Source organism: Solibacillus sp., assembly GCF_040273735.1.
GTDB lineage: Bacteria > Bacillota > Bacilli > Bacillales_A > Planococcaceae > Solibacillus.
This window is the reverse complement of the sequence record NZ_JBELZM010000010.1, coordinates 58809-82070: the sequence shown is the minus strand read 5'-3', so window position 1 is coordinate 82070 and position 23262 is coordinate 58809. Positions and strand designations below refer to the sequence as shown.

Genomic DNA, 23262 nt, shown 5'->3' with positions numbered 1-23262 from the left:
TGTCAACTCGTATAACCTAAAAATGCTGTCACACAAACAATCCATTGTTTCACGTCACTTTAACGTATGCAAGTTTTTATGCATCGTTGATATAACAACGTTTCTAGTTTACTCTTAAGATTATTTCCCAAGATAAAATGCATAAATTATTCTTTCGATTTCGGTATGATTCGGATTTCAAGCGGCCCTTCCGAATCTCCGTTTGATATCTTTTCGATTTCGGCTTTGGTCTTCTCGATGTTGAGCCCCATCTGCTCCAATTTAAGTTTACGCTCGTCTGCTTCGTCCGCAATCTTGATGAATTGATTAATGAGTGAGCGCAATTCGCTAATCGCACGAGATTGTGCATTAAGAAGCTGAGCCTGACGATCCCATGCAAATTGAAACTCCCATTCGGTTTCCTGCGATGGGTTTTTACCGCCTTGTAGCTTCTCACGTTTCAGCTCTTTTATCATTTCGTCTTTCGATTCAACGTGCATGATACTTTGAGCCCTCATTATGTTGGTGTACATAATCTTAATCTGATCCCAAAGCATATCTGCTGTGTCCATTAAGTCAATCGCTTCAAAGATTTCCAGTGCATCAGGTGGAATATGTTTGGTGTAGAAGCCGTGCTTTACTGCTGCAGTGTTTCGTTTTGTAAATTGAACTTTCGGATTGGGATTTCCTGAACGCTTTTTAGGTGGATTAGAAGAAGCAACTTTTTTCGATGGTTGCATCTTTTTATTTTTGGATGCATCTTTTTGGGTTGCAACCTTTTCCCACTTTTCACGGCTCTTTCGACTTTTAAGCGTTCCCTCTTTCACACCGTGCTTTTCAGCCAAGTCGATTAGTGTTATACCTGTCGACTCCCACTCTTCTCTAATTTCATCCCATTTCACAGACATCTACATCGCCTCTCACTTCCGTTCCTACTTAGGTTTTTATGTATGCTTTCACGCACGCGCGCGAGAAAAAGGTGGAAATACCCCTTCACCCCTTATTACAGTTCGTACGGAATGACACCGTACGTTTTAAAATAAATAAAAAAGACCACCTTTTCAGATGGTCTCAATTACTCTCTTAATCTTTTCACGTGCCAACTCAACATGGTCCTGCACAGTTGATTTCTTAATCCCAAGTTCTTTTGCAATCTCCTGGTAGCTTCTCATGTGTGCTGCATGCAGCAGGTAGCAAGTGAGTTGCCGTTCGGTCAATTCGGACAGTACGTGCTGAATAATGATTTTCTTTTTATCAGCTAAAGGTCTGCTATGTGTCGGCTCTATATCCAGACAAGGAAACTTGTCCATATCCAGAAGAACGCGCCTGTGATAATACGACTGATCCGCTTTCACATCCAGATATCGTTCCGGGTCCTCTCCGCATTTCATCCACTCAATGGCATACTGTAAATCGCTAATCATACCACTCACTACCGTTTCCTGTTCAGGTACCGTCTGTTTTCGTTGAAGCGCCCGTGTGTGCTTCAATGTTCGTTGGTAGTCTAAAATTAACCCAAACGTATCATGCATGGTTGCCGACCTCCTCGATGCGTGCTTTAACTGCATTCATTAACGCTTCCTGCTGCTCTTCCTTGCCTTCCAGTACAGTCATGACCTTTTCATCAATCGATTCCTTAAGCAGTATGTGATGAATGATAACGGTCTCTTTTTGCCCTTGTCGGTGGAGCCGCGCATTCGCCTGCATATATAGCTCCAGTGACCAGTTCACACCAAACCAGACGATGATGTGTCCGCCGTCCTGCATGTTCAGGCCATGTCCAGCCGATGCGGGATGTGCAAGCAGAATCGGTATTTCTCCCGCATTCCACTTTTCAATGGTTTTGGATCCTTCGATTTTAATCGCCTGCGGGAACCGTTTTAAAATACGTTCCACATCATGCTTGAAGTTGTAAAACACGAGAATCGGCTGCCCCTGTGCGCCTTCCACAATCTCTTCCAGTGCATCAAGCTTGGCATCATGGATGAGTTGCACGCCCTCGTTATCGTTATAGACTGCTCCTGTTGAAAGCTGCAGTAGCTTGTTGGATAAAACGGCAGCTGTGCTTGCCACCACATCACCCTCTGAAAATTCCAGGATGTACTCTTTTTCAAGCTCCCTGTATAAATCCCGCTCTTTCGGTGAAATGTCCACTTCGACCACGTTATACACGGCTTTCGGCAGACTCTTCAGGTAGTCCTTTGCCTTCATGGACATACAGACATCACCGATTTTTGTAAAAATCAATTCCTCCGAACCGTCTTTAATCGTGATCTGGTGGGAGTAAATGTTTTCGTCAAAATACTTTTGCTTGTAGTTTGTATAGGTCTTTTCAAGCCGCTCGCCCCGGTCCAGTAAATACACCTGGCTCCAAAGGTCCGTCAGTTTATTCGGTGCGGGCGTACCCGTTAAAAGAATGACGCGCTTACTCAACGGTCGTACCTTCCGTAAAGCCTTGAATCGCTTACTGGATGGATTCTTGAAACTTGAACTCTCGTCAATGACGACCATGTCAAACGGCCACTTCTTCCCGTACAATTCAACCAGCCATACAACATTCTCCCGATTGATTACATAGATGTCCGCTTCTTTTTGCAATGCCCGTCTGCGCTGTGACTCCGTTCCAAGTATCTTACTCAGGCGTAAGTGCCGCAGATGGTCCCATTTATAAATTTCACGGCTCCAGGTGTCCTCGGCTACCCGTAATGGTGCTATAACCAGCACTCGAGACACGTCAAAGTAATCGTTGATCAGTTCGTCAATTGCCGTAAGGGTGGAAACCGTTTTTCCAAGCCCCATATCTAAGAAGAGTCCGTACGACTCATTTTCGATGATTTTATCTTTTGCGATTTTCTGATATTCGTGGGGGATAAATTTTGTCATCGCTCATTCCTCAATTCTGTCACCATTTTAACAACCGACGGTTTTCCGGTCAACAAAAAAACTCGGCATCCCAATCCGGTTAAAAGCTTATGCATGTATTTTTGCATACCGGACACAACGCCGCCCTTTTCAACTTTCACTTCAGCAAAGACGATTCGTCCTTCAGGCAGAATGCATATCCGGTCCGGTACACCTCTTTGTCCCGGTGATACCCACTTGAAACATTTACCGCCCATCTTCTCAATTTCCTCTTTCAGAAAACGTTCCACTTCTGCTTCTCTCATTCTGCAAAAACCTCCCTGTAAAAATATGGGGTAAACAGGTAAACAAGATTTTACCGCAAACTCTTATATATACAGGATTAGGCGCACACTGTTATATATTCCCTGCTATATATTAACTATATATCTCTAATACAATAATTTATAGTTTATAGTATTTTTATGTTTACTTTGTTTACCGTTTACTTTAAGGCCTTGATACAACTGGCTTGAAGCGGTAAACAGGACATAAAATTTTCTGTTTACCGTTGTTTACTCTGTTTACCCCATATTTTTACATGAGGTGTTTCTGGTAAACAAGGTAAACAGAATAAACGGAAAGTAAACAAACCCTGTTTACCCCAGTTAATCCCATACAACCCATAATCTAATATATTTCAGTACGGATAAAGCCTCGCTGCGTTCCGTACTCTCCTCCGAATTTTATCGTCGAATTGTGCTTTTTCCACCCCGGTAAACTGTTTAGAACCGACATAATTTCACGTCGGTCGTATGGTGTAATAGATGCTTTATCCTTCCCTAAACACTCACACCATATTTCAAGCGGACAAATTTTATCACGGTAAACGACTGTATTTTTATTCAATTCTACGGATGAATTTTCATTAATCAACTCTTCCGTATCATCCAATTCTTCTTCAAAATCATCTGCGGATTTGACCATCAGCTTTCGTTCAGCAATAGTTTTCGTGTACCAATCCGTTGTAATCGGACGTTTCATAAACTCGATAATCTGTCCCGTATATACCGACTCCTCCGTATGGGCTAATTGCATCTCCAGTGCTTCCGCCGCCATCCGCTCATCCAAGTACAATGCGAATCCGCTATGATACAGATGCACGGCCTCCGCCCATATCTGATCCACGTCTTTTTGGGATAAATCCGACCAGCTTTTCTTTGCTCCGTGTGCAACCTGTACAGGAAGGAATCGACGGTTGCCGGTCTTGTCCCGTAAAAACTCGTCCTCATTGGTTGTTCCAATAAAGATGCATTGACGTGGAAACTCTTCCGGTCGCTTACCGTATGCAACCCGGTATCGGTCAACCTGTTTCGTTAAAAAGTGTTTAATCGCTTCCGTTTCCGCTTTACGTGTAGCAGCAAGTTCGCCCATTTCCATTAACCACACACCGTGTAAGGCTTCATAGGCTTCTTTTCCGTTAACACTTGTAAGACTGTCACTATACCAGGCACCACCCAACCGATTAAACAGCATTGACTTCCCTAACCCCTGCGGTCCGACAAGTGTCAGCATGTAGTCGTACTTGCAACCCGGTTCAAAAATTCGTGCAACCGCTGCAACCATTGTCATCTTCGTAACGGTGCGTGTATATTCGCTGTCGGTTGCATTCAGATAGTTTGTAAGTAAGGTTGCAACCCTTTCGTCACCATCCCACGAAAGCGACTCCAAATAATCCCTTACAGGATGGAACGCATTGGAACGTTGTACATTGCCGAGCACATCGTCAATCTTTTCACGGCCGCGCTTGATGCCCCATACAAGATCCAGGTACGTGCGCAGGTCCTGGTCATCGCCGTTTGTCCAAAGCGTCGACTTATCACGTTTACGCCAAGGAAGGTTGCGAAGGACTTCCGGTTGCCGGTTAAACTCGTTGAAACCAAAGCATCCTTTCAGATTAGGGTCGTTTTCTAAAATCAGCTTAATATTTTTCGCGCTGACCTCGTATTCACCCGACTCCATTAATACCAGTTGCTTCATCCACTCAGTATCTGCCTTTTCTACTGCCTCAACGGTTGCATCCGGTTCATCCAGGAAGTCCTCTTCCACACTCTTCAAACGTTCTGCTGCAAGGGTTAGTTTTACGCGTTCATCCTTTTTGGCGAACTCGGTCATTGCTTTAACAGATGGCATCCGGTTAATCGGTGTACCCGGTTTTGCATCTTCGTCCAGATCGTCAAAAAGATGCAACCGAACAAGGTCGAAAGCATTCACCAGCTGTTCACTTGTCGGATCCGTTCCGTGATGCGAGTAAGCAAATAGGTCGTCGTAAACCACTAAACCGCCGGTTGTTGTACCACCAAGATAAGAGAATCGTCCATCGCCTGCATGCTCATACTTGTCAGTTAGAAACGTTTCAATCGCTTCCGTAATGGAGAACGTGCGGCAGAATGCGCCGACCATGCCCGCTTTTTCAAGGGGGTCTCCCTGCTTGTCCGCCATCTTTTTGCGGCTTTCACGTTGACGGCTGCTCTCCGGCCATTCCCGAGGATCACGCCAGTCGTTATAAAGGGCCAAGATATCAACCGGGTCTACAAATGGTGCATCCTGATAATCGAAGACGTATTCCGCATCATTTGCAGTGGACGGCCAGTACATCAAACGGTGTGGCTGATAGGTCGTATCATCGAAGTAATCAATACCAAACTGTTCCGCAAGCTTTTTGCTGACTGCCACATACTCTTCAGCCGTAACAGGCTTTGAGAGCGGGATAATCAGACGCAGACGGGGCTTTTTGTTCTGGTGCTTATGGGTGGAATAGATTAAACAGGCATTATCGAAAATCGCTGTTACACCGTCCCAGAAATCTCCTTCTATAAAGTCTGCATCCAATGTAATCAATTGGCGCCATGCTACGTTGTCGGCTTTACGGCGTCCGTTTTTCAGGCTACCGGCTACAAATCCCCCGACATCTTTAATTTCATCCTGCTCCGATTTTGGCAACTTCATATATTCGGAGAGCGTTTCTTTTGTACGCACAGTTGTTGAAACCTTTTTTACGAAATCGCTGTACAACATCTCTTTATTTTTCCAAGATGTCGACTTACGGCTCGTTGCGGTTGCAATCGTGATTTTCGCATCATGCTTCAGTCTGATATCCTGTTGTGCTGTTTTTGCTTGTTCTTGCATGATGTTCAGTCCTTTCTACTTCATAATATCAACAGTAGCTACAATATGAAGTGCTTGTTCTTCCGTGAATCCCTCTTTAATTAATGCATCATAATGTGCTTTACGTAGTTTCGCCTTTGCTTGGGTGAATTCGATATAAATGTCCATATCTGATACGATAGTGTGTAAGGCCATCTCAAGTTCTAAGCGTTGTAACGTCTTATCTTTTTCTTTCAAAGTTAGCACCCTTTCTTTAGCTATTTTTAACTCCAGTCAAAACAAATGAAATATTCTTTATAATAGTTCCCCATTAACCCCCGTTTGTTTTCTTCAATGAAAGTAACTTTCACTCCGTCTAATTTTTCGTTTAGTCTTTTTACGAACAGAGGGTTTCTATAAAGTTTTAATCTCGCTTTTTCGTCATCTCTATACATATCGATTTTATAGTATAAAGTTTTGCATCCTTTTTCTGCATAAGACTCCATTAAAAGTTTCATCTTTTCTAAAAATTCATAGGCGTAACTTATGGCAGCTGCATCTGCTTTCGCACGTAAATCTTCTGCGAAATTCATACCAATCCGTCCTTTCTGTTTAAACTATGAAACTTCTCCTCCAGTAAATCGAAAAACGTGCGATCGATTCCCTGTGCAATCATATGAGCAAGCTTTGCATCTTCTATATGCATCTCGCCTTTATCTGTTGTAATCTTGATATAAGAAATCTTTGAATCGAAACCTGGTAAAACCCGCTCCTGGCAAAACTCATGGATAGCACCGAGCTCAAAGAGTTCATTTTCCAGAACATTATTCTCTTTTTCTAGCAACATCATTCTCACTTCCCTTTCTATACACTTTTCTCGAAGAATTCCTCAACACTGATCGGTTTCAAATGGTCTTTATTGAGCTTCAATTGGTTGGCCATCAAGTCCATAGCTTCTACAGTATGCACAATATTGTATTCCTCTTCGGATAGTGTTCGGCCCAATTCAAACTCCATATTTAAGTAAGCTGGAACATTCTTTCCCGTTACTCGATCGTTAGCAAGACCGGCATCTGAATGTACTTCATAGCAAAACATTGTTTTTGGCATATATAAGTTTCCTTTCCTTAACAAGATTCTCAAATTGTTGATTATGAATTCTTTACTAATTCAAGCCTTTCCGTATCTACACCCATCAATTTACCTAAATCATTTTCAAGGGTAGCAGTACACCAAAATTTATTAGTTTTAACCACTTTATAGACTTTGCCGAGAGTTAGATTGAATTCTTCTGCAAACCATTTTTGTTCTTCTTTGATTCTGACTTCAGTTCCTACAATTATCATGAAATTATCCTCTTCTCCTCAACAATTTATTTCAATTATTTAAAAACGGCTTAATTCAATCTGCTATCAATGAAATCAAGCCATATAGCATTAAGGTCCCGAATGACAAAAGGGCCCAACCGTTTGCCTCAAGTTTATAAAACTTGTTCATATTTTTATGAACGATTCACTTAATTCTCCATACTAAAAATCATCGTTATGCACTCGGCACTAGCAAGCCCTGTACCTTGCCAGCCTTTAGCTACTTCTAAAACACCGAACACATCTCGTACGCCTTTGTTCGTGGTAACAGGCACTTCGCCCTCTTTTAAATACCCTGACATTTCGATCCATTGTTCTTCCGTAGCAAAAAGTGGCTCGACTTCGCCTGTGACTATCAAAACAAATTTACCCTTTAATTTTTCAGCCATTGACCTGGCCCTCCTAGTCTAGTAAATATTCAATTTCAACTACTTAGTAAATCGATCTACTGCGTATACAACGTAATCAAGCACAAGCCTAAACTTCTGCCACAGTTTCATTCCTGCACCTTCCTTCTAATCAGTGACAATCATTCCTTCTTCAATTAATATTCGTAAATTTTCACGATGCAGGGACAGTCCTAATTCTGATTTTGTCAGACTTCTCACTTCCCCGTTATAAGGTTTACGGTAGAAATAAATAATCGTGCTGCCGCACTTACTAACGTAACCATTTTTATAGATATTCAGTTTGTAGCCAAGCGCAAGTAACGCTTTGCTGTCCACAGAAGCTTTCAACTGAATCATGTTCAATATTTTCAAACTGTTTCACCCTCTAATTTTTTTACTGTTTCGGGCTTTACTTCCCAATGCGCCGTAGTCGTAATGCCTTCAAAGCGAACTAAGATGTAATGCTTCCCGTTTATTTCAATGTATTCACCTTTTGCCATTTGACCACAGATTGTCATCGCTTGGTGAGTTGGTTTCATCTTCTTCCCTCATTTCAAATTATATCGATGCCTGTGAATTTCAAGCTCTCGTGTAATGCTGTGGAGCTTGGCGAGTGCCTCTTGTTTATCCTCAGCATTATTCTGTCCCATGGCATGAGACAGAGAAGCGAGCCAGTAATCCTGTTCTGCTACTAACTCACTTTCATACTTTTTAGCGACGTCTATTTTACGGATAATTTTTACCATCTCTTTCATAAAGATCACATCCTTATTATTATTCGCAAGTTATTTTAATACCGTCGGTTTTACTTAGTACAATAAAACCGCCGGTTCGTAAAATTTAACCGGTCTTTCACTTTTTAGCATTCGCCTGTATAATATTACTAAATAGACAAAAAACAGGAGAATCGACACTATGACTGAAACAACACCTCTAAAAGATATTGCAAATTCCATAAAAGTACCTGCCGATTTAATTAAAGCAGCCGGAGAACCTCCAGCACATGAATTTGGCCAGGGATTAGCAGATATAATCTATTTAATCTTCTCACCTATTAAAAAGTGGCGAGCATCAGCAGAAGCCAATATTGAAAAGTACAAAGCAGAAATTGCAAAAGAGCTAGATAAGATTGAACCCGAAAAACGTACTGAACCTAAACTTAGTGTAGCTGGGCCTGCATTAGAAGCTTCAAAGTACTATATAGAGGAGGACGAGCTTCGTAGCATGTTCGCTAAATTGATTGCAGCCTCTGCTAACACTGATTATCAAGACGGTGCAATTCCTGCCTTCGTTGAAATAATCAAGCAATTGTCAGCTTTTGATGCTAAAAATCTAATCGAACTAAAAAAAATTACATACTGTCAAAAACCTCTAGTTGCGGGAAAATTAAGATTGTTGAATCCTGAAACTGGTATGGGTCGTACAATTTTTGAGCACTATATCCCTTTAGCAGATTTTAACAATGAGAATTCAAATATTTACGCTGTTTCAATTGACAATTTGCAAAGACTAGGTTTGATTATAATACATCACGGTTCTTCAGCAAAAAGAGAGTTCCACGATGAGCTATTAAATCTCGATTTTTACAAAGAATATAAAGCTCAACTAACAGAGTTACAAAAAGATGTGAACAGAGTGAACGACTATTACATAGATAAAGAGTTAGTAATAGAGGATGCCACTTGGAACTTTACCGATTTTGGTGAGCTCTTTATAAAATGTTGCTTAGACTAATTAACGTAAAAGCTTACTAATCGGTAAAATTAGTAGGCTTTCTTTTTTTTTCGAATTAAATACCAACGGTTATTTTAATCTTACAGTAAGGCAGACAGTTCGTAAAATTTCACTTCATCTCATTAATCAAGCGCTTGATCGATTAGGAGAAATAAATTAAACTTTCGACCACACCTTTCATATTTTAAGATGAAACTTCCTCAGTCTCATTGCAATCGCCTTTTAAAATACACACAGGATGGCTAAACTTCTGAATAGTTAAAGCTGTAATGCTTTTTGAAGGTTTGAAGTCCTCTAAAGGGAACCCCATTTCTAGTAATTGTTCATAAGCTTTTTTACCGGACGGTAAACTTTTAACTACTCGATTTGCCTCAGCTTTTAATTTACGAATAGCATCTAAGTCGACAGAGATAACAGATACTGCTTTATAAAATTGAGAGCAATACTCTTTTATGTCATTCAACGCTTCCTGAGATAAAGTATTTTCGTAATATTTATCAATTGGGTTGTCTGCTAGAGCTTCTTCATAAACGGCTAAGCTCAGAAGCAATCATTTTACTTTTTAGGCTTTCAGGGGCAGAAGAAACATTGCTTATTAATTCCCTAGTATTCCAAGATTGACGTAGAGTCGTAGGAAAGGCATCTCTAAAGTTGGCTAATATCGGTTTTAATAGATTCACTGCTTCTTCATACCCATCGCCAATTTCTTTGTCGAAGTGTGCTTCTAAATGCTTCTTCGCTACAGGAACGACCATCTCATTCCATAACATTTTTTGTTTTTCACGCAAACGATCTGCGCCCTCTTTTGACACTTTTTCAATATAATCATATAAATCCTGTTTTTTAATACTCATTTAAATTTCCTCCCTCTTTCATCCCGTTGACACTTCGCCTTTAATGGCTGGATGAGGTTTGTAGTTGATGACTTCAATGTGTTCGTAAGCAAAATCATTAATGCATGAAATCTCTTTATCGAGCTTTAATTGCGGTAAACTGCGAGCTTTACGTTTCAGCTGCTGTTTCACCTGTTCAATGTGGTTTGTGTAAATATGAGCATCACCGATTGTGATAACTAGCTCTCCTGGTGTTAAGTCTGTCACCTGAGCAATCATGTGAACGAGCATTGCATAACTGGCAATGTTGAACGGAAGCCCGAGGAAAACATCTGACGATCTTAAATAGAGCTGACAGGATAGCTTTCCGTTTGCTACGTAAAACTGGAACAGCAAGTGGCAAGGCGGCAAAGCCATTTCATCTAAACCGCCCACGTTCCAGGCACTCACAATGTGTCTGCGGCTGTCCGGATTAAACAGTATGCTGTCTACTACTTGTTGAATTTGATCAATAGCGAGAAATTCACCATCCACTTTCCAACTTCTCCATTGCGCTCCGTATATCGGCCCCATATCATATCCGTAAGTTTTTGCTTTTTCTAAGAACCCGGCTCTATCAAGTGTTTCGTGAGGTCCACCAAACTCTTTGTAATCCCGGTAAGCATCACCGTTCCAGATGTTCACATTGTTTTCAAGCAAGTACTTAATGTCTGTGCTGCCGCTAAGGAACCATAACAGTTCATGTGCAATAGCCGGGAAGTGTACTTTCTTTGTCGTCAGTAAGGGAAAGCCTTCTGCAAGATTAAAGCGCATTTGGTGACCAAATACGGATAAAGTGCCTGTTCCTGTTCGGTCTTCTTTACGCACCCCGTTTTCCAGAATATGCTGGCATAAAGCTAAATACTGTTCATCTGCTGTGTTCATTTTGTAGTTCCTTTCTTCTTAGGCAATATTATTGGTCTTACAGGAAAACCGTAATTGTAAAGCATTTCTCGGTACCTTAGAAACTCTCTTTCAAAGTGAGTTTTGTAAGGTTTTCTAAAGTCTAATGGATCACCTTCAGTGAAAGCTACCTTTATAGCATGAGCAACTGTTTTACCACTTCTTCTCCCTCGAAATATGTCTATACCTTCAATTAAATACCTCTTTTGGGTCTCATATAGTTTTAAGCCAACCGCTTCTTCGATGTGAGGAATAATGCGTTCGGTGACTTTTATATAGTCCTCCATTTGCCTTCCTCCTAACAAATCGGTGTAGAGGGCTTTAAAGCTAACTCATAAGCCGCTTGCAGTGCTTCTATTGTGTAATCCTGTTCGTTATTCATCTTAATCCCACCCATCTGTACGAATCTTAATACATAAACAATTAGCATTCGAAGTTAGTTTTTCGTTAATAAAAACCGACGGTAATATTAATCTTAAAAAATATATAAACCGTCGGTTATATTAATCTTAGTATAATTAGTAATTTTGGTTTTGTCTAGCTAAATTTACAGTATTTTTCCTTAGATACTCATCCGATAACTCATCCCACGTAAATCCGAACATTTCCGAAAGATTGACAAAGGCTTTAAATAGTGTCGGATAATGTGTTGTTGTCGATTCCTTTTCCCGGTTCGAAAGGAGTAATTCAATGATATATAAGATTTGTTCGGCAACCGTGTCAAATTGATATTCCGCAACCGTTTCAACAGTAGAAATACGTCTGATACCGTTTTGTACTCCTCTGCTGATAATGAAATGCATCACATCCGCCAGCTCCTCTAAAAGCTTGGCACGATCAACCTCTTTATTTTTCTTCCAGTATTTGAAGGACTGTTCTTCCTGTGCCACTTCCGCAAGCTCCACAATCGTTGCAAGTAGATGTTCACTATTATGTTCAATAATTTGAATACCGTTTGATTCGCAAATAAGCGTGTCAAGCCTAGCTTGCATTTCAAACAAGCGTGCAGTTCGTTCTGACCAGAGTTGCATTTTTGCAGTTTCGAGCTCCTTCATCAGCATCTCTATATGTCTTTTAAGCTCCTGTACAGCAGATTCATCAGATACACTTACTTTCACCTGTTCTTGTATTACAATTGGTTCCTCACGTTCAACCGACTTTGCAAAAATAGGATGGTCCGGAATGATTTCCTGCAGCATTTCAATTTGAGTTTTCGGTTCGCTTTGTACTTCAACTGATGCTCTTTCAAAAACTGGCTTATCTACTCCTTTTGGTGTTTCAGATTTATAGGTGTTCACTAGATTGTGCTCCTGTTTCCACGCATAGAAGCGTGCATTATGCCACTTGAGCGCTTTATCAGCATCATCCCACATTTTACGAATTTTACCGTCAATAAACCCCGCTTCTTTTAACATGTGATAATTTTCAAGGTAACCCGGTACAATGTCATATGTTTTTACATCTTCAGCTACATACTCTTTTTCTGAAGCACCTACGACCGTATAGTTTTTATGCTTAACCACCGTGCGTTCTTCAAGCCCTAGCTCTTTCCAGTTATCATTCATACATTGATCCACGACTACCGAATTGTCATACACGTTCAATACTGTTCCTTTTAGCGAAAGGTTTGTTTTAGGGCATGTCCACTGAACGATATTTCCTAACTGTGCGATTTTCATAGTGTTATTAATTCCTCTCTACTTAAAATATTGTTTTCCGAGCGCCTCTTTTACTTTTTCAAGTGTTTTCGGTCCCACACCCGGCATCTGCTCCAACGCTTTGAACTTTTCCACGAAAAAGGCTGTGGATTGGGCGATTCCTTCTTTGCGGCCTATTGCACGACCTTCTTCAAATTTCTTCTGGAGAAGCGGATTCTTAGCCATGCGATCACCTCATTTACTTTCTGTTTAAAACCATCTAAGCTGCTCAAAACTTCCCTCTAAAACTTGAAACCGTTTCATCTGAAAACATCCAAAATGTGCAGATTCCCTATTAAAATTACTAACATAAGCTGCCGTCTTTAATTCATTGACGGGAAAAGCAAAATAAATTTTATCAACTACCAATGCCATACTGTTGGTTGCATCTACGCACACAACTCTAACCATGTAACCACTCCCTACTTAGGTTCTTTATCAGTTAACATGTCAATACTTTTCTAAGCAACTATTAAAATATCTTTCACTTATTATGTCTATTTTTATTAAGTAGAATATTTTTTACTATATTTATATATTTTTGAAACCAATCGAACATTTGTTTCGTATATTACTATTATTTTTAAAGGAGGAATGCAAATGAAAAAACATTTTTTAAAGCAAAAGGAAGTAGGTATTATTGCACTGATACTCTCGATTATAGAGTTATTATTTAAACTCGAAAAAAAATGGATTAATGATAAAGGATGGAGAGGTTTACTTCTAGCAAGAGCTTCTTCTATTCTCACCTTATTGTTTGTTTTATATATAACCCATTTTCTTTTTGTTTACTTTGGAACAATAGTAGCTACTTTAATTACAAATTCTAATCAAATAAATAATGAATATTGGTGGACAATACCAACAATCTTAGGAATCCCATTAATAACATTTATAATGTTTAATTTTACTAATCGCAATTTCATACTATCTGAAAAATTCAAAAATTTACTAGAGATTTTTAATTATTCTACTAAGAGCAAAGCTATACGGTTGGAAATAAGAATTCCTCTAGAAATCACCTTTTCTTTAATCTTTGTACTAATTTATAGTACGGTTATATTTATGAGCATGGGTAATTTCATTGATGAAAGCACATTATTAAACTGGTTAGAAAATAAATCCACAACCTTCATTTTATCTACCTTTTCCATTGTAGTGTATATTACTATTCGTATCTTATTAATAGGAGAAGATTCTCCCACTCAAAAGTTTATTAAAAATCGGCGATTATTTTGTCTATGGATGGTTGCAGGTATAATTACTTTAAGTTTCTTAATCGGTGATTTATACGACCTAAAAGAAAAATTTTCCACAGAATTTTTATATGCAGGAATCGTGTTACTTTTAGCTATTGATAAAATTATTGATAGCTATCAAAAACTACGAAAAGTAATTAATGAAAATAATAGTTAGAGATTTTGCATGCAGAGGGTGAAATATTTCTACCTATCCCTTTACTCATTTAAATAATCGAATGATTCTACTCTTAATTTTTCTTAGATTAATAGTTCTGTGTTTCTAGTAAGTCCTTATCGGCATTACAATTGTTCGAACAGCACAATCATATGACCGAATCTCAACCGGTCTAAACCGTCCAGTGATTAGCAGCTGCACATCGTCATACCCTAATTCGTGCAGCACCGCTAACACTTTTAAAAGGTTTTTTGCATTCAAAGTTGCCCCAATTACGTCTTCAGCTGGTGAAACTTCAGCGTCGTTATAAAAGCTTTTAAGTTCAGCGCCGTGCTGCTCGTAGACAAGTCCTTTATTGACTTTCAGATTAATGTTGAGCAGAGGATCTTCTTTCTTTTCATTTTCGCTATCGTATTTACAGGCGTGTATAACTGCCTTTGTATATTTCAGCAAAGCTTCAACATCAATATTTGCTTTGATAATCGCCGAATCTTGGACACTTGCTGCAGCCCCAAGTAAATTGATGACCTTTTCATGTGAAATAGGAGCCTCTTTAGAAACAGCACCAGAAGGAGTTTTTGTACTATCTTTTTCTTGGTGTACTTTTAGTGCAAATAGCCCGACGATTCCATCCGCCATAAAAAGTGAACCGCAATCGTGAAAATGAACAACTTTTTTAGTGTCTGCCGCATCTTGACCCGTTTCATCAGTGAAATGTTTGGCATGTTTCATGAGCGTATCAAGCATTCTAATACCTCACCTTCTGTAAAGATTGGAAGCTCTACTTCTTCCGGAATTTCAAGGTCTACACCGAAACCAGTGATTGTGATTTGCCCTTTTGATGAACCGTCCGAATATGTCATTTTCAGACCATCGGGATGCTGAGTGATTTCTGTTGTCCACATGCGACTGCTAACTTTTTTGTTAAAAGCTTTTAATGTAGAGAGCGCAATCACTTTCCCCGTTTGCAACCGTACCACTTCAACCTTCTGTACCTTTTTCAACTGATCTATAAATTCTTTTAAATTAGTGATTCTAGTTTCAACTTTACGTATAGGGAGATGAGAAATATCAGCTTTCTCTTTTTCCAAGCGTTTTTTCTCTTTATTTAAATCTTTTAGAGCAGATTTTTCTTTTGCCAATGACAATGTTGCATTTGATAATTCTCTTTTTAACCACGTCTTAAAATCCATTATTGTTACCCTCCTCCAGTAGTTTGTTGTATTTTGCGGTTAGTTCTAAAAAGTCGTCCTTGTACCCTAAATCAATTGCCATGTCTATTGCTGCTAAAATCGAGCGAAGCTCAACCATTCTGTCCTCGCTCACTTTACTGGGGGAAGGTAAAGATGGAAGAGGACTTTTACCTTCGAGCATCTTATGGACTTTTAAATGTATCGGTAAGAGATCTTTTTGTACCATTTCGCGCACCAACTTTGTAATGTCTCGCCCTTTTTTGTCATACATGATTGCATCACTAAAAGGAATCCACGCTTGGTCATCGACATCCGAATACTCCATGTGACTTTCTATTGCCAAACATTCGAGGCAAACGGAATTTTGCGAATAGGCATCTGTAATATGCCCTGCCTTTCTTACATCCCCCTGGCATCGTATGCATACATCCGGATTCCCTTTTTCAAATGCCCCTGCCAATAAGTCACTCACCAATTGTTTTTCTGGTGGATCCGTCTCTGTCTCCTCATCAATCTTTTTTGTAGAACGTGGATTCAAAACCATCTGCGTCAAATGGTAAACCATCAGCCCAACTGATACTGCGGCCCATAATTTCTTCAATAGTGACAATGCTTCCAACCTCGCTTTCTAATACCGCTTCATCATGCACATGCATTACGGTTTCATGGCCTTCTTTATCAAGCCTTAAGAGCGAATAGGCTAAACAGTCCCTGGCAATCGCCTGCACCATGTTCTCGACCAATTTCCCGCCGTATGTGGAGGATAGCGTCCATTTCTTGCTCTCAGGATGAACACTTTCAAATACGATTTCCTGTTTGCCTTCAAACTTTTGATGATCTCGCAGGCGAGCATTAAAGTAGCAAAGCCTACGTCCGCTAGGCAACTGCATCATAAGCGTATTCTTAAACATGTAGAACCTAACGCCTTTTTCAAATTCAATAACATCACCCGGGTTCTGCAGAGCATTCATTGCGGCTCTTTCCGCCCCATACCATAGCTTTTTAATGTTCGGGTTTGCATTGCGCCATGCGCTTACCAATTCGGGTAACTCCTCTTTCGGAATCCCCATGTCCAGTGCGCCCATACTGACAAGTGCCATCGGTCCGCCTTGATACCCGAGTGCAAGCTCAGCAACTTTCCCTTTTTGACGTAGAGGTGAACCCTTACCGATTGTTTCAATTGGTACTTTGAACATTTGTGCAGCCGATGCCTCGTAAATCTTTCCGTGCGTGTTGAACACTTCAAGTCGCCACTTCTCGCCTGCCAGCCATGCAATTACACGTGCTTCAATAGCGGAGAAGTCACTCACCGCAAACGTTTTCCCTTTCGGAGCAACAAACGTTGTACGGATAAGCTGAGATAAAATACTTATGACTGAATCGAATAGCATTTCTATGCCATCGACATCTTTTGCTTTTACTAAATTACGCGCTAATGCTAAATCGTGATCATTCACACTGTGCTTGGTTAAGTTTTGCACTTGCACCAGTCGCCCTGCCCATCGCCCTGTCCGGTTAGCCCCGTAAAACTGCAGTAATCCTCTAACCCTTCCATCACGGCAAATGGCATGCTGCATGGATGCGTATTTCTTCACGCTTGTTTTGGAAAGGTCCTGTCTGATTTCAAGCACCGTTTTTACCGTACCTGTTGTAGTTTTAACCTCTTTTGCTACGGTATCGGCTTTTAGGTTATCAATCTCTAAACCTTGCTCCTGGAGCCATCCTAAAAGCTGTGCATTAGAGTTGGGGTTGTCCAATCCGGTTAAGACTCTCGCCCATTCCATTAACTTTTCTTTATAAGCAGCATCAACTACCAATGCGCCCTCTACCAGTTCAGTATCCAGCAGAATACCGCGATCATTAATTTCCTGGTCCAGATGGTAAAGCGTCATTTCAAAACGGTCCGACTTGCTGCCAAGATACAGATATTCGTCTACGACTCTGCCTATCTCCATTTCTACACGAACGTCCTGAGCACAATAGTTAACGAATGCATCCCACTTTTCAAAATCATCCTGTGGCAGGTTTCGAGTAGCCGGATTATTTTTTGTCGGTTTTCTCGGCTTTGCAAAATAGTTGATGAGATGCGTGCCGGCTTCGTCTTTTAACACATCAAGCTTTAATGCGATGGCCGCCTGCTTCAGTGTGGCAGGTAAACCGGCCCTAGTTGCATCCACCATCGTACATCGCCATTGTTTTGGGTCGAGGTAACCTAAAGAAGTAAATCCTTCACTGTAAGATGCGATTTCTAAAAACATCCGCTTTAGGTATTCACTCATTGCTACACGTTCGAATTGTGCATTCCAAGCTTTTTTAAGAACTGCTGGATCTGCTAACGCCTTGAGTATTTCATGGGGAATACTGTCTCCTAAAGCAAGCTCTACTGTTTCTACCGGGCCGCCATCCACTGAATAAGCAAAAATGAGTATTTCAAAATCATCTGCTTCTACGTACTTGTAAACGCCGCACTTTTTTAGGTCATTACTGGAATACGTTTCAATATCAATACTTAGCGTTTTCAATTCTTCACCTTCTTTCAGTTCTTATTCATGAATGCATAGAGACCTCTTAATTCTGTAAGGTTCATCATCTTCACGTTTTCACGGATTTTCGATTGCAGTTTTGCGAGTTCTTCACGGTCCGCAATTGCTTTCTCGTAATCTTCTTTTGTGCGGTAAACCTTGTAGGAATCAATCACACCAGCACCTCTGAAATCCTTCTGACTGACTTTAATCATGTAAGGTTTAGCTCCATTTAAATCCGCTACTTCAACCAGATATGCACTTGAATTATTGGCACGTACAACCTGGTAATCTCTCACAATATCAATGCTTTGTATAAACTTGTGGTTACTGACCACGACAACATTTTCACCGACTTTTAACTTTTCACGTTTTCTCATAATAGCCCTCCATTACTGCACGGTTAAATGCTTGCTCGTTTTCTCAAATCTGATATTCAAATTTGGACTGAGTATTTTTACATTGTAGATTTTTCCGACCGAAGCGAAGCCAAAGTTTTGGCGTGTCCTCGTAATTTAATGGGCTCGTTATCACATGTGTCGATGTAATCTCGACAACTTTATGCAGCTTGCAGTAAGGTTTACTTCTACGTAGCCGGTTATATACGGAAATATATACGTCTTGCCCTATCTCCACTTATATCGCCTCCTTCTGAAAACATAACTCCGGCGCATTTGCTCTGACTAAAGCAGCCGGCACTTGAGGAGTTACAGCGTTACCGCATTTAGCAATTTGTTGAGATTTTGGTATTTTGCGGCCTTCATAATCCCGGTCAATAATGTAACTGCTTGGGAACCCATTACCTCTAAAAAGTTCCACCGGTTGGAGCATGCGTAAATGAATATCCGTAATCATGTATTCCTGCATTTCAATTGTGACCAGACCGTATTTATTTCCGCCTGCAGTAACGGTGTGAAGAGGTTCGTTTAAACCCTGTGCATATGAAGTTCCGTAATACTTGGTCAAAAAAGCTGTCACTAAACCAAAACGATCTTTAGTTGTTATGGTGTGTAAAGGTTCTGCCATTCCCTGCGCATACGACTGACCGTAATATTTAGTAAGGAAAGCAGTTACCAGTCCAAAACGATTACCCCCACTAGTAATGGTGTGTAATGGTTTGTCGAGCGGTAATCCTCTCACGTCATTTTCATTTGTTGGCGTATAGTAACTCGTGATAAAAGCAGTCGCATTATGTTCAGGCACTAAAAACGGTTCATCGGAATTAATGACAAACTTCTGTAAACCTTTCGCAATCCGTTTCATGGTATTTTCGGATAAAGGCTTGTCACGAGCGAAAATTGATTTTGTCGGGAAAGACCAATCGATAATTTCTCCTGCCGTTCTAAAAGGCTTTTTATCATAGAGCAGTACTTCCTCGCTCAACGGGTCTGCATGAGTAGGCTCGGGCCACACTATTGGGTTGCCGTCGCATCTTGCAACTAGGAAGAAGCGTTTTCTTGAAGTTGGCGCACCGTAATCACACGAAACAAGCTCCCGGTATTCAATCTCATAACCTTCAACTTTCAAAGCGTTAAGGAATTCATTAAATGTTTCACCTTCGCGTTCTTTTATCGGTTTGCCGTCATCATCAACAGGACCCCATGTACGAAATTCTTCCACGTTCTCTAAAAAGATGAGTTTCGGTTTTACTGCTTTCGCCCATTTCACCGCTACCCAAGCTAGACCCCGTACTCCCCGGTTAACAAGTCCTCCACCTTTCGCTTTACTGAAATGACGGCAATCTGGACTAAACCACGCCATATCGACCGGCTGCCCTTCACAAGCTTCGACCGGGTCAACATCCCACACAGATTCGCAATAATGTTTTGTAGTCGGATGATTTGCCTTATGCATACGAATAGCTTCCATGTCATGGTTAATCGCTATATCCACTGAACGTCCTATTGCTTTCTCCATCCCAGTTGACGCACCACCACCACCTGCAAAATTGTCTACTACTAGACCTCGTTTTCTTCCTACACCATTTATTCTTGTTAGCATTTTTCTCTAACACCTTCCCTTCTTTCTACCTAAAAACTGTCTTTTCTACCTATTAAATAGAAGGTTTTAGGTATAAAGAAAAGAAGGTCCAAAATAGACCTTCTTATTCTGTTAAAATTAATCTAGTAAATTTTCATAGTCGTCCCATTCCTCGCATGCTTTTCGTTTAGCTCTATGGCTCGCTATATTGACATGCTGAACAATGTACTTTAAATTCGGTACATCTGTGCTTTCAATGTAGCGAACAAAACGTGCCACGGAATAACCTGTTTGTGTCTCGACGACTACAACAGCGCCTTTCGTTAAGTTTTCATAATACGTTTTATACGTATATTCTCGCTCTCCGAAACCGCTAGCACTTAAGCTGTGAGGAAAGTTGACTACCGCTAGTAGCCTACGCATTAATCTAGTAAGTCATCGCCTTCGAACTCATCCGCGAAGTCAGCCTCAGCAGATGCGCCACCAGCTAAGCGATCACCATCATTCGTTTTTAATAAGTTCTGTAAGCTACAAGCCACGCCTCGGTTGCCGTTTGCATTGAAAGCATAGAAGTTAACTGAAGCTTTTGCATAGCATCCTGAGTAGAAATCATCTACTGAATCAAGATGTACAAGTGCCCCGCTTACTTTTTGAACAATGCCAGGCTTTGATTTGTTGTTTGCATTGATGAAATAGTGACCAGCATATGCTTCATCATCCGGACGTTCCTCATCGCCATCACGCAGTGGCGTTTTCAAGTTTGCCGGAATTTTGCCGTTCCACTTCGCTTTGCCTTCTTCTTTAGCAGCTTCTACCGCTTCATTGATCGCTTTAATTGTTTCAGTGTCTGTTTTCGTAATTAAGATTGAAATGGAATACTTTGGTTCGTTGCCATCGATACCATGTGGCTCGAATACGTGCGCATAACTCATGCGTGCCTCGTTAGTGATAACTTTTGTTCCTGTACGTTTTGCCATATTAAATGACCTCCAAATATTTTATTTTTTTAAGGGTTAGGACTCTCACCTAACCCATAAAACCGACGGTTGTTTATAATTTATAAAGTTCCAGATTGAACTGCTTTTATTCCTTCTGGTGTAACGATGAGAGAACGTGGTTCTCCCTGGTTGTATTTGCGTAAGTACCCCATTTTTTGAAGTATCCCTGTGTGGCGGAATACAGTCGATGTTGATGCATTGTCGGTTGCAGCAGCTAATTCCTTATAACTGATTGGTCGCTGATGCTCCAATGCGTATACATAAATTGCAGTTAGTATTTCGATGCGAGCAACATCCCCTTTTTTAATGCGCTGTCCTTTGTGCACATAATCCACCAACTTTCTACTCTAATAGTTCGTCTGCAAAATCCTCTGCTGCTTTTTCTGGACTGTTGAGTGCAGGACGCTTATCGTCAAGTGTAACAAGTGCCGGCTTACCGGGTGGCTTCACGATTAAACCTTCCAATACTTCGGTGAAGCGCGACTTGCCGACTGCTTTCTCTAAATCTCCTACACTGCGAAGCTCTTTCGGTTTATAGATGATTTCTGCTTCAAGCCCTGCACCTTCCAAACGTTCAGCGACCGCTTTCATATCCGAAAACTTTCGATTGCTTCGCCCTTCCACCAGTTTAAAACCGTCAAACTCTTCCCCGTTCAATGCTTCATTCAGTGCATAGGTTTGAATATCCTTGCACCATTTTTCAATCTCAGGTGCTACGAAAAGGATTTCCGCAATCTCTTCTTTCGAAAGTTCTGCAGGATCCGGTAGCTCCATTTCGATTGAGCCATCTTCCGCAAAATCCGCTTCGACTGTTTTGAGTGCTAGGTCTGCACGTGCACGACATGTATCTTTGATGGCACACCATCGACAATGCTCACCCGGTACAAATTCACCTTCACCTTTATCGGCAAGTTCCGCTTTTGGCCTTACTTCATTTTCAGCCCACTCTAACAATTCATCTGAAGCAATCGAATAACTTGAGATGCTATCCAGCCGAGGCTGTACGATTGTAAGAATCACTTCTTTGATATCGTAGAGAATGTCATGTTCTGCAATTGCACCAAGACCGTAAAGCATAAGTTGCGGGTTTTCATCAGCACTGACTGGAACCCCTTTGCCGTACTTCAAGTCAATCAGTTCCAGTACACCATCATAAACAATCAATACGTCGCCGGTACCGAAGCCTTCCGGTACATATTCGCTAAAGTCGAGACGCTGTTCGATCAGTACAATCGCATCCGGAGAAACTGCACGTGCAGCATTCACACGTTCCATTACGAAATCGACATACGTTTGTACATGCTCTTCCATTTCCGGACCATAGTACTTTGCTTTTTCCGGTCGCTTTTTGAAAGCATTAATTTTTCGAGTTGCCTGAGATTTATTGAGATGCCCTAACTCCCGTGCCAGAATTAATTCGCTGTATTCATGGGCAGTCGTCCCTTCAACCGCGTACTCACTTTCAGGCTTCTGTCCATGTTTCGAATAATACTTTTCCTCTGCCCGAGCAGAAGGTGTACAAGTCATCCAACGTTTTGCGCCCGATGCACTCAGTAAGGCGTGGGCACGTTTTGCATGCCCCGTCATTATTCAACACCCAGTTCTGCTAAACGCTCTTTTGCTCGCTCAACAAATGCATGGTAGTCCTTTTCTTGTATTGAAGAGAGCTTGATGCCAGGGTTTCCATCTTCATCTTTGAACTCACCGAATAATGCTTTCAATTCTTTTTGTTTGGCCGCACTGACAAACTTAGCAGCAATCATGCGTAAATCTTCAATTTTTAATGCCGGTTGATCCACAACGACTGCTTCATCTTCTACAGTTGTAGTCTCTGATTCTTCCTCCGGTACCTTTTCAGTTGCAGGCTCTTCATTCTTCGCTTTAAGCTCTTTATAAACAGCAGCTGATACCTCATCGAAAATATCCGTTTCTAGGAACTCAAGTGACTCACCTTTTTTTACAACAACCAGTTCGTCTGTGCCTTCATGAACGAAGTAACGTGTTTTCGTTGCTACGTTCGGCTTATCCCCTTTTTCGGATGTCACCGTTGTTGACGCCTTTTCCCCTTCAAGTTTTGTAGGTTCAACAGTTAGCTCTACGGGTTTAGTTGAACTAATTAACGCTTGAGCTACTAACTCCAGTAAGGACTCGACTTTTGTGTCAAATTTAATCGTGTGTGTAACTTCTATTTTCATTGAAAATTCCTCCTCATTTGTGATAAGTT

General features: G+C 40.8%; 35 protein-coding genes. 2 read left to right on the top strand and 33 right to left on the bottom strand.

Annotated features, from left to right (window positions below):
- Nucleotides 1–146: 146 nt before the first annotated feature.
- From terS to ABS917_RS11230, 14 genes are all read right to left on the bottom strand, one after another.
- Complete coding sequence (gene terS, locus ABS917_RS11295) at nt 147–887, bottom strand: phage terminase small subunit (protein WP_350479066.1); 741 nt, start codon at nt 885–887, stop codon at nt 147–149.
- A gap of 153 nt (nt 888–1040) precedes the next feature.
- Nucleotides 1041–1511: a sigma factor-like helix-turn-helix DNA-binding protein gene (locus ABS917_RS11290; RefSeq protein WP_350479065.1), complete on the bottom strand. Its 471-nt coding sequence runs from the start codon at nt 1509–1511 to the stop codon at nt 1041–1043.
- Nucleotides 1504–2862 carry a DEAD/DEAH box helicase gene (locus tag ABS917_RS11285; RefSeq protein WP_350479064.1) on the bottom strand — a complete coding sequence of 453 codons (1359 nt, stop codon included), beginning with the start codon at nt 2860–2862 and terminating at the stop codon, nt 1504–1506. Before ABS917_RS11285 ends, ABS917_RS11290 begins: the two co-directional genes overlap by 8 nt.
- Nucleotides 2859–3146, bottom strand: coding sequence for a PDDEXK family nuclease (locus ABS917_RS11280; protein ID WP_350479063.1), 288 nt, complete (start codon nt 3144–3146; stop codon nt 2859–2861). Before ABS917_RS11280 ends, ABS917_RS11285 begins: the two co-directional genes overlap by 4 nt.
- Nucleotides 3147–3510: 364 nt before the next feature.
- A complete protein-coding gene (locus tag ABS917_RS11275; RefSeq protein ID WP_350479062.1) occupies nt 3511–6009 on the bottom strand; it encodes a virulence-associated E family protein in 2499 nt (832 codons plus the stop codon).
- A 15-nt stretch (nt 6010–6024) separates the two neighbouring features.
- Entirely contained in the window at nt 6025–6225 is a 201-nt protein-coding gene (locus ABS917_RS11270; RefSeq protein ID WP_350479061.1) for a hypothetical protein, read from the bottom strand.
- 26 nt (nt 6226–6251) lie between these two features.
- A complete protein-coding gene (locus tag ABS917_RS11265) occupies nt 6252–6560 on the bottom strand; it encodes a hypothetical protein (protein ID WP_350479060.1) in 309 nt (102 codons plus the stop codon).
- Nucleotides 6557–6814 carry a hypothetical protein gene (locus tag ABS917_RS11260; protein ID WP_350479059.1) on the bottom strand — a complete coding sequence of 86 codons (258 nt, stop codon included), beginning with the start codon at nt 6812–6814 and terminating at the stop codon, nt 6557–6559. Before ABS917_RS11260 ends, ABS917_RS11265 begins: the two co-directional genes overlap by 4 nt.
- 17 nt (nt 6815–6831) lie before the next feature.
- Complete coding sequence (locus ABS917_RS11255) at nt 6832–7077, bottom strand: hypothetical protein (RefSeq protein WP_350479058.1); 246 nt, start codon at nt 7075–7077, stop codon at nt 6832–6834.
- A 41-nt stretch (nt 7078–7118) separates the two neighbouring features.
- Nucleotides 7119–7313, bottom strand: a complete 195-nt coding sequence (locus ABS917_RS11250) for a hypothetical protein (RefSeq protein WP_350479057.1) — start codon at nt 7311–7313, stop codon at nt 7119–7121.
- 170 nt (nt 7314–7483) lie between these two features.
- Nucleotides 7484–7723, bottom strand: a complete 240-nt coding sequence (locus ABS917_RS11245) for a hypothetical protein (protein ID WP_350479056.1) — start codon at nt 7721–7723, stop codon at nt 7484–7486.
- 126 nt (nt 7724–7849) lie between these two features.
- Nucleotides 7850–8095, bottom strand: a complete 246-nt coding sequence (locus ABS917_RS11240) for a hypothetical protein (RefSeq protein WP_350479055.1) — start codon at nt 8093–8095, stop codon at nt 7850–7852.
- Entirely contained in the window at nt 8092–8262 is a 171-nt protein-coding gene (locus tag ABS917_RS11235; protein ID WP_350479054.1) for a hypothetical protein, read from the bottom strand. Before ABS917_RS11235 ends, ABS917_RS11240 begins: the two co-directional genes overlap by 4 nt.
- 9 nt (nt 8263–8271) lie before the next feature.
- Complete coding sequence (locus ABS917_RS11230) at nt 8272–8478, bottom strand: hypothetical protein (RefSeq protein WP_350479053.1); 207 nt, start codon at nt 8476–8478, stop codon at nt 8272–8274.
- A gap of 160 nt (nt 8479–8638) precedes the next feature.
- Between ABS917_RS11230 and ABS917_RS11225 the strand changes: the two genes are divergently transcribed.
- Nucleotides 8639–9457, top strand: a complete 819-nt coding sequence (locus ABS917_RS11225; protein WP_350479052.1) for a DUF4393 domain-containing protein — start codon at nt 8639–8641, stop codon at nt 9455–9457.
- A 184-nt stretch (nt 9458–9641) separates the two neighbouring features.
- Here the strand turns inward: ABS917_RS11225 and ABS917_RS11220 are convergent, their stop codons facing one another.
- The 7 genes from ABS917_RS11220 to ABS917_RS11190 form a co-directional block, all read right to left on the bottom strand.
- Nucleotides 9642–10007 carry a hypothetical protein gene (locus tag ABS917_RS11220; RefSeq protein WP_350479051.1) on the bottom strand — a complete coding sequence of 122 codons (366 nt, stop codon included), beginning with the start codon at nt 10005–10007 and terminating at the stop codon, nt 9642–9644.
- A complete protein-coding gene (locus ABS917_RS11215) occupies nt 9982–10311 on the bottom strand; it encodes a hypothetical protein (protein ID WP_350479050.1) in 330 nt (109 codons plus the stop codon). Before ABS917_RS11215 ends, ABS917_RS11220 begins: the two co-directional genes overlap by 26 nt.
- Before the next feature lie 18 nt (nt 10312–10329).
- Nucleotides 10330–11214, bottom strand: coding sequence for a thymidylate synthase (gene thyA / locus ABS917_RS11210; RefSeq protein ID WP_350479049.1), 885 nt, complete (start codon nt 11212–11214; stop codon nt 10330–10332).
- Nucleotides 11211–11519 carry a hypothetical protein gene (locus ABS917_RS11205; protein ID WP_350479048.1) on the bottom strand — a complete coding sequence of 103 codons (309 nt, stop codon included), beginning with the start codon at nt 11517–11519 and terminating at the stop codon, nt 11211–11213. Before ABS917_RS11205 ends, thyA begins: the two co-directional genes overlap by 4 nt.
- 231 nt (nt 11520–11750) lie before the next feature.
- Complete coding sequence (locus ABS917_RS11200) at nt 11751–12911, bottom strand: dUTP diphosphatase (protein ID WP_350479047.1); 1161 nt, start codon at nt 12909–12911, stop codon at nt 11751–11753.
- An 18-nt stretch (nt 12912–12929) separates the two neighbouring features.
- On the bottom strand, nt 12930–13115 hold the full coding sequence (locus tag ABS917_RS11195; RefSeq protein ID WP_350479046.1) for a hypothetical protein: 186 nt from the start codon (nt 13113–13115) through the stop codon (nt 12930–12932).
- A gap of 24 nt (nt 13116–13139) precedes the next feature.
- A complete protein-coding gene (locus ABS917_RS11190) occupies nt 13140–13340 on the bottom strand; it encodes a hypothetical protein (protein ID WP_350479045.1) in 201 nt (66 codons plus the stop codon).
- A 189-nt stretch (nt 13341–13529) separates the two neighbouring features.
- Here ABS917_RS11190 and ABS917_RS11185 point away from each other — a divergent pair, with 189 nt between their 5' ends.
- Nucleotides 13530–14345, top strand: a complete 816-nt coding sequence (locus ABS917_RS11185) for a hypothetical protein (RefSeq protein ID WP_350479044.1) — start codon at nt 13530–13532, stop codon at nt 14343–14345.
- A gap of 105 nt (nt 14346–14450) precedes the next feature.
- On the opposite strand, the gene ABS917_RS11180 is transcribed toward ABS917_RS11185, so the two are convergent.
- From ABS917_RS11180 to ABS917_RS11125, 12 genes are all read right to left on the bottom strand, one after another.
- Nucleotides 14451–15092, bottom strand: coding sequence for a hypothetical protein (locus ABS917_RS11180; RefSeq protein WP_350479043.1), 642 nt, complete (start codon nt 15090–15092; stop codon nt 14451–14453).
- Nucleotides 15074–15538, bottom strand: a complete 465-nt coding sequence (locus ABS917_RS11175) for a hypothetical protein (RefSeq protein ID WP_350479042.1) — start codon at nt 15536–15538, stop codon at nt 15074–15076. The genes ABS917_RS11180 and ABS917_RS11175 overlap by 19 nt, the downstream gene beginning before the upstream one ends.
- Nucleotides 15528–16091, bottom strand: a complete 564-nt coding sequence (locus tag ABS917_RS11170) for a hypothetical protein (RefSeq protein WP_350479041.1) — start codon at nt 16089–16091, stop codon at nt 15528–15530. The genes ABS917_RS11175 and ABS917_RS11170 overlap by 11 nt, the downstream gene beginning before the upstream one ends.
- A complete protein-coding gene (locus tag ABS917_RS11165; RefSeq protein WP_350479040.1) occupies nt 16048–18060 on the bottom strand; it encodes a DNA polymerase in 2013 nt (670 codons plus the stop codon). Before ABS917_RS11165 ends, ABS917_RS11170 begins: the two co-directional genes overlap by 44 nt.
- Nucleotides 18061–18074: 14 nt before the next feature.
- Complete coding sequence (locus ABS917_RS11160; RefSeq protein ID WP_350479039.1) at nt 18075–18440, bottom strand: hypothetical protein; 366 nt, start codon at nt 18438–18440, stop codon at nt 18075–18077.
- A gap of 43 nt (nt 18441–18483) precedes the next feature.
- A complete protein-coding gene (locus ABS917_RS11155; protein WP_350479038.1) occupies nt 18484–18696 on the bottom strand; it encodes a hypothetical protein in 213 nt (70 codons plus the stop codon).
- Nucleotides 18697–20061, bottom strand: coding sequence for a DNA cytosine methyltransferase (locus ABS917_RS11150; RefSeq protein ID WP_350479037.1), 1365 nt, complete (start codon nt 20059–20061; stop codon nt 18697–18699).
- A gap of 117 nt (nt 20062–20178) precedes the next feature.
- The gene (locus ABS917_RS11145; protein ID WP_350479036.1) at nt 20179–20463 is read right to left on the bottom strand and encodes a hypothetical protein; all 285 of its coding nucleotides are present in this window, start codon (nt 20461–20463) and stop codon (nt 20179–20181) included.
- A complete protein-coding gene (locus ABS917_RS11140; RefSeq protein WP_350479035.1) occupies nt 20463–21017 on the bottom strand; it encodes a DUF2815 family protein in 555 nt (184 codons plus the stop codon). Before ABS917_RS11140 ends, ABS917_RS11145 begins: the two co-directional genes overlap by 1 nt.
- 80 nt (nt 21018–21097) lie before the next feature.
- On the bottom strand, nt 21098–21364 hold the full coding sequence (locus ABS917_RS11135) for a LexA family transcriptional regulator (RefSeq protein ID WP_350479034.1): 267 nt from the start codon (nt 21362–21364) through the stop codon (nt 21098–21100).
- Between the two features lie 16 nt (nt 21365–21380).
- A complete protein-coding gene (locus ABS917_RS11130; RefSeq protein WP_350479033.1) occupies nt 21381–22625 on the bottom strand; it encodes a DUF2800 domain-containing protein in 1245 nt (414 codons plus the stop codon).
- Nucleotides 22625–23233, bottom strand: coding sequence for a hypothetical protein (locus ABS917_RS11125; protein ID WP_350479032.1), 609 nt, complete (start codon nt 23231–23233; stop codon nt 22625–22627). Before ABS917_RS11125 ends, ABS917_RS11130 begins: the two co-directional genes overlap by 1 nt.
- Nucleotides 23234–23262 lie beyond the last annotated feature (29 nt).